The sequence below is a fragment of the Streptomyces achromogenes subsp. achromogenes genome (genome assembly GCF_000720835.1).
In the GTDB taxonomy this organism is placed as follows: domain Bacteria; phylum Actinomycetota; class Actinomycetes; order Streptomycetales; family Streptomycetaceae; genus Streptomyces; species Streptomyces achromogenes.
In genome coordinates, this window is sequence record NZ_JODT01000005.1 from 33091 (window position 1) to 47004 (window position 13914).

The following is a 13914-nucleotide window of genomic DNA, read 5'->3' on the forward strand; positions in this document are numbered from 1 at the left end:
CCGCGCCCCGGCCGCCCCTACGCCTTCGTCTTGTAGCCCCTGCCCCACTGGAGGCCCCAGCCGTAGAGGCGGTCCAGTTCGCCCTGGAAGCCGTAGACGAACTTGACCTCGCGGCGGACGATCAGTTCGTCCTTGATGTTCTCCAGCAGGACGACGGCGCAGGAGCGGGCCTGGGGGTGGCGTTCGTCCAGGCCGATCTCGATGCGGGGGCCGTTGCCGGGGTAGAGGGTGACGACGGCCTGGGTACGGTCGAAGGCGGGCGTCTGGTCGTAGATGTAGACGAAGACCAGCAGCCGCCTGATGTCCTCGCGGTGGTCGAGGTTGATGTACATCGTCTCGCCGGAACCGGAGCCGAACCGGTCGTCGCCGCTGAGCTTGATGTACGGCGGCGCGTTGACGTCGCCCAGGTAGCCGCCGAGCGGCTGGACGACGCCCTTGGTGCCGTCGGCGAGCTCGTACAGGCAGCCCAGGTCGAGGTCGACGTTGACCATGCTCTGGCCGTGGCCGAGGATCTCCGGCGGCTTCAGCGCCTTGAAGGGGTGGCGCAGCAGGCTGGTGCGGGAGCCCGAGCCGAAGTCGGAGGTCCGCATCCGCCAGGTGAGGTTGACGCGCAGGTTGCCGGTGGCCGCGCCCTGCTTGGTCAGGGACACCGTCGGGTGCCGCTTGGTCAGCTCGATGGCGTTGGTGGACGCGTTGCCCGAGTCGAAGGCCGCGGCGCGCCCGCCGAGCAGTCCGTCGAAGAAACCCATTCCCGCCCCCAGGTACCCGTTGTGACACCGAAGGGGCGGCCGACCGCGTCGGCCGCCCCGTTCGAAGCGTTCCTCACCGGCCGGGGTGTCACACCCCGGAGGAGACCTCGGTCTTCGCGCCGCTGCCCTCGCCCGCGGCGGCCAGGGCGCGGTTGCGGCGGACGGAGGACAGGAAGGACGCCAGGATCAGGATGACGCCGATGGAGCCGGTGATGACCTCGTGGATCTCGTACTGGATGGTGATCAGCAGGACCACGGCGAGGGCGCCGATGGCGTAGTGGGCGCCGTGCTCCAGGTAGACGTAGTCGTCCAGGGTGCCCTGGCGGACCAGGTAGACGGTCAGCGAACGGACGTACATGGCGCCGATGCCGAGGCCCAGGGCCATCAGGACGATGTCGTTGGTGACGGCGAAGGCGCCGATCACACCGTCGAAGGAGAAGGACGCGTCCAGGACCTCCAGGTAGAGGAACATGAAGAACGCGGCCTGGCCGGCCAGGACGATCGCGGGCTTCTTCTTGCCGCTGCGGGCGGCCTCTTCCTCCTCCTCGTGCTCGCGCTCCTCCTCTTCCTCCAGCTTGTCCTCGAAGTAGCCGGAGAGACCGCCGACGATCATGTACGTGATCAGGCCGGCGATGCCGGAGATCAGCACCGTCTGGGCCTTGTCGACGTGGAGGCCGCCGTGCTGGTGGGCGTGGGTGGCGACGGTGAACGCGGTGACCAGCAGGACGATCAGGGCGATGCAGACCGACAGCATGTCGACCTTGCCGAGCTTGGCCAGGGGCCGCTCCAGCCAGCGCAGCCACTGGATGTCCCGGTCCTCGAAGATGAAGTCGAGGAAGATCATCAGCAGGAACATGCCACCGAACGCGGCGATCGCCGGGTGGGCGTCGGTCACCAGCTGCTCGTAGCGTTCCTTGTTGTTGATCGCGAGGTCGACGGCCTCGATCGGTCCCATCTTGGCGCTGATGGCGACGATGACCACCGGGAAGACCAGCCGCATGCCGAACACGGCGATGAGCACGCCGACGGTGAGGAAGATCTTCTGCCAGAAGGGGCTCATCTTCTTCAGGATCCCGGCGTTGACCACCGCGTTGTCGAAGGACAACGAGATCTCCAGGACGGCCAGGATCGCCACGACCCCGAAGCCGGTCCAGCCCCCGTAGAACGCCGCCGCGATCAGACCGAGCACGGTGATCGCGAAGGACCATCCGAAGGTTTTGAGAAGCACTGGCTACCCCATCATCTGTCGAGGCCCCTCCCGGACGTATTTCCGAGGAGAGTTCTCCCCCGCGCCGTACGCGGCTTTACGAAACGTTGACTCCGAAGTCTAGAGCGATGCCCCGCAAGCCCGACGCGTACCCCTGACCGACCGCCCGGAACTTCCACTCGCCCTGGTGCCGGTACAGCTCGCCGAAGATCATCGCGGTTTCGGTGGAGGCGTCCTCGCTGAGGTCGTAGCGGGCCAGTTCCTGGCCGTCGGCCTGGTTGACCACGCGGATGAAGGCGTTGGAGACCTGGCCGAAGGTCTGGCCGCGCTCGTCCGCCAGGTGGATGGAGACCGGGAAGACGATCTTCTCGCAGTGCGGCGGGACCTTGGCGAGGTCCACCAGGAGCGACTCGTCGTCGCCGTCGCCCTCACCGGTGAGGTTGTCGCCGGTGTGCTCCACCGAGCCGTCGGGGCTCGTGAGCTGGTTGTAGAACACGAACCAGTCGTCACCGAGCACCCGGTTGCCGGCACCGCACAGCAGTGCGCTGGCGTCCAGGTCGAAGGGGGCACCGGTGGTGGAGCGCGCGTCCCAGCCGAGCCCGATCATGACGTTGGTGAGGTTCGGTGCGGCCTTGGAGAGGGAGACGTTGCCTCCCTTGGCGAGCGTGACGCCCATGCTGGTCCTCCCCTGGTGGTGCTTCCTGGTTCTCTCGCGCGTCCGGCGCCGCCCGTGAACGGTGCGGCGCCGGACCCTGCGGGTGTCGTTGCGCTGCCGGGATCAGACGTTGACGCCGAAGTCCTGCGCGATGCCGCGCAGCCCGGAGGCGTAGCCCTGGCCGATGGCGCGGAACTTCCACTCCGTGCCGTGGCGGTACAGCTCGCCGAAGACCATGGCGGTCTCGGTGGAGGCGTCCTCGCTCAGGTCGTAGCGGGCGATCTCCGCCCCGCCGGCCTGGTTGACGACGCGGATGAAGGCGTTGCGGACCTGGCCGAAGGACTGCTGGCGGTTCTCGGCGTCGTAGATCGACACCGGGAACACGATCTTGTCGACGTCGGCCGGGACGCCGGCCAGGTTCACCTTGATCTGCTCGTCGTCGCCCTCGCCCTCACCGGTGAGGTTGTCGCCGGTGTGCTCCACCGAGCCGTCGGGGCTCTTGAGGTTGTTGAAGAAGACGAAGTGCTGGTCGCTGACGACCTTGCCGGAGTTGTTCAGCAGCAGCGCGCTCGCGTCGAGGTCGAAGTCGGTGCCGGTCGTGGTCCGCACGTCCCACCCCAGACCGACGATGACCGCGGTCAGGCCCGGGGCCTCCTTCGTCAGCGATACGTTGCCGCCCTTGCTGAGGCTGACTCCCACGGGTCCTCCATGTGGTGTTCAGGGGCGGGAGCCCCGTCGTGCTTCGGATATGGGATCAACGTGCCGATCCTAGTGACGGGTTCCCGCCCCCCGCGCGGCTTGGGCCGGGGAAACCCGGGTGTCGGCCCGCCTGGCTCACAGAGTGTCGAGCGCCTTCACGTAGTCGCCGAGGTCACGGGCGTCCGGCAGGCCGTTGACCACGGTCCACCGCACGACGCCCTCCTTGTCGATGATGAAGGTGCCCCGGACGGCGCAGCCCTTGTCCTCGTCGAAGACGCCGTAGGCGCGCGAGACGTTGCCGTGCGGCCAGAAGTCGCTCAGCAGCGGGTACTCCAGGCCCTCCTGCTCGGCGAAGACGCGCAGGGTGTGGATGGAGTCGTTGGAGACGGCGAGCAGCTGGGTGTCGCGGTCCGTGAACTTCGGCAGGTTGTCGCGCAGCTCGCACAGCTCGCCGGTGCACACGCCGGTGAAGGCGAAGGGGTAGAAGAGCAGGACCACGTTCTTCTCGCCGCGGAAGTCCGAGAGCCTCACGCTCCGGCCGTGGTTGTCCTTGAGCTCGAAGTCGGGTGCCTTGTCGCCGACCTGGATCGCCATCGTCGTGCATCCCTTCGGTGGGCCGTTCGGGTGGGAGTGACCATGAGCGCACACCGGCGCCCGGGTCCACCCTACGCAGCGGTCACCGAGGGGTACACGGCGGCCGGGCCGGGCCGGAAGGGCCCGGCCCGGCCGGCGGTCGGCTCAGACGGTCACCGCTTGGACTTGGCGGCCTTGGGCGTCGCCAGGCGCGAGCCGCTCCAGTCCTTGCCGACGCTGATGCTCTTCGACGCCGTCAGACCGGCGGTCGTCGCGGCTTCCGAGATGTCACTCGGTTCCACATACCCGTCACGGCCGGTCTTCGGCGTGAAGAGCAGGATGGCGCCGCCTTCTTCGATGTACGTGGTGGCATCCACCAGCGCATCCGTCAGGTCGCCGTCGTCGTCACGGAACCACAGCACAACGGCGTCGGCCACATCGTCGTAGTCCTCGTCCACGAGGTCAGTCCCGGTGACTTCCTCGATGGCCTCGCGGAGCTCCTGATCGACGTCGTCGTCGTCGTAGCCGATCTCCTGGACCACCTGCCCGGGCTGGAACCCCAGCCTGACGGCAGGGTTCGTCCGCTCCTCCGCGTGGTCCGCGGTCGCGCTCACGGGTTGCCTCCTGATCATGTCTTTGTTGAGTATCTCAGCCACGCGCGTGCGCGAAGCATTGGCCGTAGTCCACACGGGCGGGGCGGATCGCGCAAGTACCCGGCCGTCGGGACCGTCGAAACGGTGACGATCCCGGCCGTGTCGGCGCAACTCCTGGCACCGTATCGCGCTTTTCCCCCACCCACATCACGCCGGTGTGCCCGGTTTGCCCCGTTCGGAATCATCCTGGGTTACGTCGCTCGAACAATTTTGCCAAGCACGTCACACCCCGGGCGTATCGTTGCGTTTTGACCGGTGGTGCGCCGGCGGAGACGACGTGGAGATGACGTACGCGTTCCCCAGGTACACGATGGGGAACGGTGCAGGCAGCTGTTAACGAGAACTGGCCCTCCGACAGGTAAGGAACAGCGTGGCTTCCGGATCCGATCGCAATCCGATCATCATTGGCGGCCTTCCGAGTCAGGTCCCCGACTTCGATCCCGAAGAGACCCGGGAGTGGCTCGACTCCCTGGACGCCGCCGTCGACGAGCGCGGCCGGGAACGGGCCCGCTATCTCATGCTGCGCCTGATCGAGCGGGCCCGCGAGAGGCGCGTGGCCGTGCCCGAGATGCGCAGCACGGACTACGTGAACACGATCCCCACCAAGAGCGAGCCGTTCTTCCCGGGCAACGAGGAGATCGAGCGCAGGATCCTCAACGCCACCCGCTGGAACGCGGCCGTCATGGTCTCCCGCGCCCAGCGCCCGGGCATCGGGGTCGGCGGCCACATCGCCACCTTCGCCTCCTCCGCCTCGCTCTACGACGTCGGCTTCAACCACTTCTTCCGCGGCAAGGACGAGGGCGACGGCGGCGACCAGGTCTTCTTCCAGGGCCACGCCTCCCCCGGCATCTACGCCCGCGCCTACCTGCTCGACCGGCTCACCGACGCGCAGCTCGACGGCTTCCGCCAGGAGAAGTCGAAGTACCCGGACGGCCTGTCCAGCTACCCGCACCCGCGCTCGATGCCGGACTTCTGGGAGTTCCCGACGGTCTCCATGGGCCTCGGCCCGCTCTCGGCGATCTACCAGGCGCGGATGAACCGCTATATGCAGGCGCGCGGCATCGCCGACACCTCGCGCTCGCACGTGTGGGCGTTCCTCGGCGACGGCGAGATGGACGAGCCGGAGTCGCTCGGCCAGCTCACCCTGGCCGCCCGGGAGGGCCTGGACAACCTGACCTTCGTGGTCAACTGCAACCTCCAGCGCCTCGACGGCCCGGTGCGCGGCAACGGCAAGATCATCCAGGAGCTGGAGTCGGTCTTCCGGGGCGCCGGCTGGAACGTGATCAAGCTGATCTGGGACCGCTCCTGGGACCCGCTGCTCGCCCAGGACCGGGACGGCATCCTCGTCAACAAGATGAACACGACCCCGGACGGCCAGTTCCAGACGTACGCCACCGAGTCCGGGGCCTACATCCGCGAGCACTTCTTCGGCGACGACCACCGGCTGCGCGCGATGGTCGAGAACATGACCGACGACCAGATCCTGCACCTGGGCCGCGGCGGACACGACCACCGCAAGATCTACGCCGCGTTCAAGGCGGCCAAGGAACACAAGGGGCAGCCGACGGTCATCCTGGCCAAGACGGTCAAGGGCTGGACGCTGGGCCCGAACTTCGAGGGCCGCAACGCCACGCACCAGATGAAGAAGCTGACGGTCGACGACCTCAAGCGCTTCCGGGACCGGCTGCACCTGCCGATCTCCGACAAGGAGCTGGAGTCGGGCCTGCCGCCGTACTACCACCCGGGCCGGGACTCGGAGGAGATCCAGTACATGCACGACCGCCGCCGGTCGCTCGGCGGTTACGTCCCGACGCGTGTCGTGCGCTCCGAGCCGCTCGCCCTGCCGGACGACAAGGCGTACGCGACCGTGAAGAAGGGCACGGGCCAGCAGTCCATCGCGACGACCATGGCCTTCGTCCGGCTCCTGAAGGACCTCATGCGGGACAAGGAGATCGGCAAGCGGTTCGTGCTGATCGCGCCGGACGAGTACCGCACGTTCGGCATGGACTCCTTCTTCCCGAGCGCGAAGATCTACAACCCGCTGGGCCAGCAGTACGAGGCGGTGGACCGCGAGCTGCTGCTGGCGTACAAGGAGTCGCCGACCGGCCAGATGCTGCACGACGGCATCTCCGAGGCGGGCTGCACGGCCTCGCTGATGGCCGCGGGCTCGGCGTACGCCACGCACGGCGAGCCGCTGATCCCGGTGTACGTCTTCTACTCGATGTTCGGTTTCCAGCGCACCGGCGATCAGTTCTGGCAGATGGCCGACCAGCTGGCGCGCGGATTCGTCCTGGGCGCGACCGCCGGCCGTACGACCCTGACCGGCGAGGGCCTCCAGCACGCGGACGGCCACTCCCAGCTGCTGGCCTCCACCAACCCGGCGTGCGTGGCCTACGACCCGGCGTACGCCTACGAGATCGCGCACATCGTCCAGGACGGCCTGCGCCGGATGTACGGCGGCTCGCCCGAGCACCCGCACGGCGAGGACGTCTTCTACTACCTCACCGTCTACAACGAGCCCATCCAGCACCCCGCCGAGCCGCCGAACGTGGACGTCGAGGGCATCGTCAAGGGCATCCACCGGATCGGCGAGGCCACCGGCGGCGCCGTCCCGGCGCAGATCATGGCGTCCGGCGTGGCGGTCCCCTGGGCCCTGGAGGCGCAGCGGATCCTGGCCGAGGAGTGGAACGTCCGGGCGGACGTGTGGTCGGCGACCTCCTGGAACGAGCTGCGCCGCGAGGCCGTGGCCTGCGAGCAGCACAACCTGCTGCATCCGGAGGAGGAGCAGCGGGTGCCGTTCGTGACCCGCAAGCTCGGTGGCGCCGAGGGTCCGTTCGTGGCCGTGTCCGACTGGATGCGATCGGTTCCGGACCAGATCGCACGCTGGGTGCCCGGCCCGTACCAGTCCCTGGGCGCCGACGGGTTCGGCTTCGCCGACACCCGGGGCGCCGCGCGCCGCTTCTTCCACATCGACGCGCAGTCGATCGTGGTGGCGGTGCTGACGGAGCTGGCGCGGGAGGGGAAGGTCGACCGGTCCGTGCTGAAGCAGGCCATCGACCGGTACCGGCTGCTGGACGTCTCGGCGGCGGATCCGGGGGCGGCCGGGGGCGACGCGTAGCCGTTGCACTCGGCCTCGGCCTGCAAAGGGTTGCGGGGAAGGTGCGGGCCAGTGGTGGGCTGAGCGCGCAGTTCCCCGCGCCCCTGTCGGGGCGCTGTACTTACGGTTTCTTTACGATTACGCCATGGAGCAGCTGTCCGCGCAGGCGCGGTGGGAGCGGTTCACCGAGCGGCCGTTGTGGGGGCTGGCGGTGGCCTTCGCCGTCGCTTACGCGGTGCCCATCGTGGACGCCTCCGCCGGGCGGTCCCTGACGGCCGTGTGCACGGGGGTCGAGTGGGTGGTGTGGGGGGCGTTCGCCCTGGACTACCTGGTCCGGCTGGCGCTCGCCCCGCACCGCAAGACGTTCGTACGACGGCACTGGCTCGACCTGTGCGCGGTGATCCTGCCGGTGCTGCAACCGCTGCGGCTGCTGCGGCTGGTCTCGACGCTGCTGCTGGTGGGCCGGCGGGCGCGGATGGCTCCGCAGATCCGGCTGACCACGTATGTCGTCGGGGCCGTGATCGGCCTGCTGATGTTCGGCTCGCTGGCCGTGCTGTCCGTGGAACGCGAGTCACCGCACGGGAACATCCGGACGCTGGGTGACGCGGTGTGGTGGTCGTTTACGACGATGACGACCGTCGGATACGGCGATCACGCGCCGACCACGGGGCTCGGGCGGATGATCGCGGTCGGGCTGATGCTGTCCGGGATCGCCCTGCTCGGTGTCGTCACCGCGAACATCGCCGCGTGGTTCATCTCGCGCTTCGAGAAGGACGACGTGGAGGAGCGGCGGCAGACGGAGGCCATCGCCGCGCTGGCCGAGGAGGTGCGGCTGCTGCGCGCCGAGGTGGCGCGGCTGACGGAGACCCGGAGGGGCGCGGAGGGCTGTGCGGTCGGCAACAGCTCCCCCGCGCCCGGCAACGAGCCGCGGGCCTCCTAAAGGAGGCCGTTGCCCCAGGTCGCCGCGCCCGCGAGGGCTATGGCGGCGAGCAGGGTGTCGATGGCGCCCAGGACCAGGGCCACCAGCGCCGGTACATTGCGTTCGCCCGACCAGCTGCGGCCCATGGACTGCCAGCCGCAGAAGATCGCGACGGGACCGAGGACGATCCCCAGCGCGAAGAAGCCGGCCACCGCGCAGATCGTGCCGATGATCCCGAGCGTCGCGCGGTCCGGCCCGGTGTGTGACCACGTCCGGCCACGCGACCGGGGGTACCCGCGTGTTCCGTGCCCGAAGCCAGCCATCATCAACTCCCTGAGGCATCTGGACAGTTCGGCTTCATGGTGCGAGTACCCCGGTTGCGCCGGAGCAGACCGGGTGCGCTGTCCCCCTCCGACAGCGCGCGCCGCGGCCCCGTGGTCCTCCCCTGCCCTGCGGAGGAGTTGACCCACTGTGACCTGCGGCGCGCGCCGGGAGCCAGCGATCTTGAGCGGAGTCACCCTGATAGGCGAACTCCGCCCCGAAGGCCCGTCAGATGTGGCCCACGCCCGCGCCCGCCTCCGCGTTCGCGCCGCGCTTGGTGAGCAGCGCGACGAGGACGGCGACCGCGGCCACGCCCGCCGCCACGAGGGAGGCGAGGCTCATGCCGTCGATGAAGGTGTGGTGGGCGACCTCGGTGATCTTCTCGGCTATGGGTGCCGGGGTGTCCTTGGTCACCGGCGCGACACCCTGCTGGACCGCCTCGGCGGCCTGGTGCAGCTGCTGCGGGGGCAGCTTCGGCAGCCCGGCGTCCGCCCAGTTGTCGGCGAGGGTGTGGTCGACCTTGGAGGCCATGACCGCGCCCAGCACGGCGGTACCGAGGCTGCCGCCGATCTGCATGGCCGCCTGCTGGAGTCCGCCCGCGACACCGGACAGCTCCATCGGGGCGTTGCCCACGATGACCTCCGTGGCGCCGACCATGACCGGGGCGAGGCCGAGGCCGAGCAGGGCGAACCAGACGGACATCAGGCCGCTGCCGGTGTTCTCCTCCAGCGTGGACATGCCGTACATGGCGATCGCGGTGACGGCCATGCCGCCCGCCAGCGGGATCCGCGGGCCGGCCTTGGTGATGAGGGCACCGGCCAGCGGGGAGCCGACGATCATCATGCCGGTCAGCGGCAGCAGGTGCAGACCCGCGTCGATCGGGCTCATGCCGTGGACGTTCTGCAGATAGAAGGTGACGAAGAACAGGCCGCCCATGAACGCGATGGCCATCAGCACCATCAGGACGACACCCGCGGACAGCGCGACCGAGCGGAACAGCGCCAGCGGGATCAGCGGCTCCTTCACCCGCTTCTCCCAGATGGCGAACAGGGCGAAGCCGACCACCGAGGCGACGAGGAACAGCCAGGTCTTGCCGTCGCCCCAGCCCCAGGCCGGGGCCTTGATCAGGGCCCAGACCAGGCAGAACATCGCGCCCGAGAGCAGGGCTATGCCGAGCAGGTCGAAGGAGCGCGGGGCGTTCTCGGCGCGGTGGTCGAGCAGGATCAGCAGGCCCAGCAGCAGGGCGAGGGCGCCGACCGGCACGTTGATGAAGAACACCGACTGCCAGTTGACGTGCTCGACGAGGACACCGCCGAGGATCGGGCCGCCGGCGGTGGAGGCGCCGATGACCATGCCCCAGATGCCGATCGCCATGTTCAGCTTCTCGGCCGGGAAGGTCGCGCGCAGCAGGCCGAGCGCGGCCGGCATCAGCAGCGCGCCGAACAGGCCCTGGAAGACACGGAAGGTGACGACCGCGGCGATGCTGTCGGACAGCCCGATGGCGCCGGAGGCGACGGCGAAGCCGGTGACACCGATCAGGAACGTCTGCCGGTGGCCGAAGCGGTCGCCCAGCTTGCCGGCGGTGATCAGGGAGACAGCGAGCGCCAGGAAGTAGGCGTTGGTGATCCACTGCAGCTGCGCCCAGCTGGCGTGCAGGTCCTTGCCGATGGCCGGGTTGGCGATGGCCACGATGGTGCCGTCGAGGGCCACCATCATGACCCCTACGGCGACGGTGATCAGCGTGAGCCACGGGTGGCCGCGCAGGCCCGCGGCCGGCTGCGGCCCGGACGGGGCTGCCGGTGCTTCGTCCCCCGGCCCCGTCGCGTCGATGGTGGTCTGACTAGTCATACACTCAGGTTAGTGACAGCCGCTGACAGTTGACAAACCAATTCACTAGTCGGTTACTGACACGAAAACTGGAGGTCAGAGCAGGGCCGGACGGACGTTCCGCCCTCGTTTCACAGGAGAGTGGCCATGGAGACGCTGCGCGAGCGCAAGAAGCGGCGTACACGGGAAGCGCTGCTGCGGGCCGCTCTCGAACTGTTCACCACGCAGGGCTACGAGCGCACGACCGTCGACGAGATCGCCGAGGCCGTCGACGTCTCGCAGCGCACCTTCTTCCGCTACTTCGCGGGCAAGGAGGACGTGGCCTTCGCGGTCCAGGACATGGCGGAGTCGGCGTTCGTGGCGGCCGTACGGGCCCGCCCGCCGCACGAGGCGCCGATGCGGGCCCTGCGCCAGGCGTTCCTGGAGAGCTGGGAGGAGATGCGCGAGACCGTCGAGTCGGTCGTCCCGGTCGAGCTGCACCTGAGCATGTACCGCACGATCGAGGCCGAGCCCGCGCTGCTCGCCGCCCGGCTGCGCCGGCTGGCCGTGACGGAGGAGGCCCTCGCCCGGGTGCTGGCCGAGCGGGAGGGCGTCGACGTGGACGGCGACCCCCGGCCCCGGCTGGCGGTGGCCGTGTTCGGCGGGGTGATGCGGGTCACCGAACGGCAGTGGAGCACGCGCGAGGACTGCGGACCCGAGGTGATCCGGACGCTCACCACGTCGTACCTCGATCAGGTGGGTTCGGCGCTGACCGGAAACTGGCGGACCACCTGAGATCGTTGGCAGACCACCGAACTCCCTGACCACCGCCCGCCGAAACGTGATCCCCGTCACTCGGTTACCCCGAGACCCGCTCGCTCTCCTAGGGTGTCCTCCCAGTGACTTCCTTCGACACCTCCCCACAGCTCAGCATCTGGCGCGCCCTGCTGGCGCTGGCCGTGGTGTTCGTGATGCTCGCGACCACCGGCTGGACCGCCCTGCGCACCCACCGGGAGCCGTCGGCGCTCGCGGCCTCGCTCGCCGAGTGGCGGCACGGCCGCCTCCACGGCCTGAGCCTGCCGGACCCCGACGCCGCCCCCACCCGGATCGCCCGCTTCTTCGGCTCGCTCACCCCGGGCGACCGCGACCGGCTGGCCCGCCGCTACCCGCTCGCGGTCGGCAACATGAACGGCGCCCCGGTCTCCCTGCGCTACCGGGCCAACCACCTCGCGCTGGAGCAGGCCCGCGAGAGCGAGCGCGCCCGCATGCACGACGGCCGGCTCAGCACGGCGGGCCAGCAGGACGCGGGCCGGCGGATGCACCGCTACGAGTCCCTGCTGAGCGACGGCCGGCAGATCCTGGCCTTCGACCCCGAGGGCTCGGGCCGGATCGCCGAGGTGTTCGGCGACCTCGCCGCGGCCCGGCGGATCTCGGTCGTCGTCCCCGGCGTCGACACCGACCTGCTCACCTTCCAGCGCACCAGCCGCCCCTACAGCGCCCCGGTCGGCATGGCCAAGGCGCTCTACGCGGCCGAGCGCGCGGCGCGCCCCTCGACCCGTACCGCGGTGATCGCCTGGGCCGACTACACCTCCCCCGACGGGCTCGGGGTGGACGCGGCCACCGGACTGCGCGCCGAGGAGGGCGCCGTACGGCTGAACGCGCTGCTGCGCGCGCTGCCCGGCCGGGCCCCGGTGTCGATGTTCTGCCACAGCTACGGCTCGGTGCTCTGCGGGGTCGCCGCGCGCGGCATGCCCCGGCGGGTCGCCGACCTGGCGGTGGCCGCGAGCCCCGGCATGCGCGCCACCAGCGCCGCCGACCTCGGCACGACGGCCCGGGTGTGGGCCATGCGGGACGCCAGCGACTGGGTGCGCGACGTGCCGTATCTGGAGCTGGGCGGCCTCGGCCACGGCGCCGACCCGGTGTCCTCCGGGTTCGGCGCGCGGGTGCTGTCGGCCCGGGACGCCGAGGGCCACAGCGGCTACTTCCAGCCGGGCACGGACAGCCTGCGCAATCTCGCCGACGTCGGGGTGGGCGCGTACGGCGAGGTGACGTGCGCACAGGAGGACGATGCGTGCCGGTCCGGTCTGTCCGGCGCGACGACGGCCCAACGCGCGTAGAAACAGCAGGAAGTGCGGTCTGCGCGGGTGGCGACGGAGGGGCACGTGCCGCATACGATGAGCCGCATGGGTGACGTACTGGCGGGATTTCATGCCGTCTGGGAGTTCGAGTCCGACTCCGTGCTCATCCGTTACGAACGGGGGATTCGAACACCCAAGCTGTTCCAGGCGCTGGGCGAGCGCCGGATCCCGCTGGCCGCGGTCGAGGGCGTGACCCTCGGCCCGGGCCGACGCGGAACGGTCGCCCTGTGCCTGCGTCCGCGCCCCGGCGCCGATCCGCTGATGGACGCGGCCGACGGGCAGCTGAAGGAGGGCTCCGACCCCTACCGGCTGGTGCTGCCGGCCGAGCGGGAGACCCTCGCGGAGTACTACGCCGACGAGCTGAAGGGGCTGCTCACCGAGTCCGGCCCCGCCGACCGGCACCTGGTCGCGGCGCCCGAGGCACCCCGGCAGTTCAAGGCCTACGACGGCAAGGCGTCCTTCGACGGGACGTCCGTGCAGTTCCGCTGGTCCTGGACGGGGGCGTCCTCGACGAAGTGGAAGGCCGGCGACCAGAGCTTCGCGGTGGCCGAGCTGAGCGGGGTGGAGTGGCGCTCGCCGGAGGTCTTCGAGGGCCATCTGCGGCTGATCCGGCGCTCGGCCGGACCGGCGGCGCCCGCGCAGCCCGACCAGGACCCGGCGGCCGTCGTCTTCGGGCTGGGCTACGGCCCGGTGCACGAGTCGCTGCCGTTCGCCGCGGCGGTGCTGGCCGCCGTGCGCGCCCGGGGGCCGGTGCCCGCGATACCGGCCCCGGCCCGGCGCGACCCCGCCGACATCGCCGAACGGATCCGGCACCTCGGCGAACTCCACCGGGCCGGGCTGGTCACCGACGAGGAGTTCTCCACCAAGAAGGCGGAACTGCTCGCGGAACTGTGACCGCCCGGCCGGCCCCCCGTCCGGCACAACGGGCCGGCAGGCCCCGCGGAACGGCCGAACCCGCCGGGCGGCCGGGCGCGCCGGGCAGTCAGCCCCGGCGGACGGCCAGCCCGCCGGGCGGCGAGTCCCGGCCAATCCCGCCGGGCGGCCGGACACACCGGGCCGTCGGCCCCGTCCGAAGGGCGGCCCCACCCGAAGGCCCA

The 13914-nt window shown here is 70.2% G+C and carries 13 protein-coding genes; 5 read left to right on the forward strand and 8 right to left on the reverse strand.

Annotation, left to right across the window (positions count from 1 at the left end):
• Positions 1-17: 17 nt before the first annotated feature.
• The 6 genes from IH25_RS0106530 to IH25_RS0106555 all read right to left on the reverse strand — a co-directional run bounded on the left by IH25_RS0106530 (position 18) and on the right by IH25_RS0106555 (position 4497).
• Complete coding sequence (locus IH25_RS0106530; protein ID WP_030604480.1) at positions 18-749, reverse strand: TerD family protein; 732 nt, start codon at positions 747-749, stop codon at positions 18-20.
• Between the two features lie 88 nt (positions 750-837).
• Positions 838-1977, reverse strand: a complete 1140-nt coding sequence (locus IH25_RS0106535) for a DUF475 domain-containing protein (protein WP_030604483.1) — start codon at positions 1975-1977, stop codon at positions 838-840.
• 76 nt (positions 1978-2053) lie between these two features.
• Positions 2054-2632 (reverse strand): TerD family protein, encoded by a 579-nt coding sequence (locus tag IH25_RS0106540; protein WP_030604486.1) that lies wholly within the window; start codon positions 2630-2632, stop codon positions 2054-2056.
• Positions 2633-2734: 102 nt separating this feature from the next.
• The gene (locus IH25_RS0106545) at positions 2735-3310 is read right to left on the reverse strand and encodes a TerD family protein (protein WP_030604488.1); all 576 of its coding nucleotides are present in this window, start codon (positions 3308-3310) and stop codon (positions 2735-2737) included.
• Between the two features lie 135 nt (positions 3311-3445).
• Positions 3446-3904 carry a peroxiredoxin gene (locus tag IH25_RS0106550; RefSeq protein ID WP_030604490.1) on the reverse strand — a complete coding sequence of 153 codons (459 nt, stop codon included), beginning with the start codon at positions 3902-3904 and terminating at the stop codon, positions 3446-3448.
• A gap of 152 nt (positions 3905-4056) precedes the next feature.
• Positions 4057-4497, reverse strand: a complete 441-nt coding sequence (locus tag IH25_RS0106555) for a DUF3052 domain-containing protein (RefSeq protein WP_030604493.1) — start codon at positions 4495-4497, stop codon at positions 4057-4059.
• A gap of 409 nt (positions 4498-4906) precedes the next feature.
• Between IH25_RS0106555 and aceE the strand changes: the two genes are divergently transcribed.
• Both aceE and IH25_RS0106565 read left to right on the forward strand, forming a co-directional pair.
• Complete coding sequence (gene aceE / locus IH25_RS0106560) at positions 4907-7654, forward strand: pyruvate dehydrogenase (acetyl-transferring), homodimeric type (protein WP_030604495.1); 2748 nt, start codon at positions 4907-4909, stop codon at positions 7652-7654.
• A 124-nt stretch (positions 7655-7778) separates the two neighbouring features.
• Complete coding sequence (locus IH25_RS0106565; RefSeq protein WP_051753804.1) at positions 7779-8573, forward strand: potassium channel family protein; 795 nt, start codon at positions 7779-7781, stop codon at positions 8571-8573.
• Here the strand turns inward: IH25_RS0106565 and IH25_RS0106570 are convergent.
• Positions 8570-8878: a hypothetical protein gene (locus IH25_RS0106570; protein WP_063755142.1), complete on the reverse strand. Its 309-nt coding sequence runs from the start codon at positions 8876-8878 to the stop codon at positions 8570-8572. The genes IH25_RS0106565 and IH25_RS0106570 overlap by 4 nt on opposite strands.
• Before the next feature lie 223 nt (positions 8879-9101).
• Positions 9102-10721, reverse strand: a complete 1620-nt coding sequence (locus tag IH25_RS0106575) for an MFS transporter (protein WP_030604499.1) — start codon at positions 10719-10721, stop codon at positions 9102-9104.
• 126 nt (positions 10722-10847) lie between these two features.
• On the opposite strand from IH25_RS0106575, the gene IH25_RS0106580 reads away from it, so the two are divergent.
• From IH25_RS0106580 to IH25_RS0106590, 3 genes are all read left to right on the forward strand, one after another.
• The gene (locus IH25_RS0106580; protein WP_030604500.1) at positions 10848-11474 is read left to right on the forward strand and encodes a TetR/AcrR family transcriptional regulator; all 627 of its coding nucleotides are present in this window, start codon (positions 10848-10850) and stop codon (positions 11472-11474) included.
• A gap of 104 nt (positions 11475-11578) precedes the next feature.
• Positions 11579-12796: an alpha/beta hydrolase gene (locus tag IH25_RS0106585; RefSeq protein ID WP_030604503.1), complete on the forward strand. Its 1218-nt coding sequence runs from the start codon at positions 11579-11581 to the stop codon at positions 12794-12796.
• A gap of 66 nt (positions 12797-12862) precedes the next feature.
• Positions 12863-13711 (forward strand): DUF4429 domain-containing protein, encoded by an 849-nt coding sequence (locus IH25_RS0106590; protein WP_030604506.1) that lies wholly within the window; start codon positions 12863-12865, stop codon positions 13709-13711.
• Positions 13712-13914: the final 203 nt, after the last annotated feature.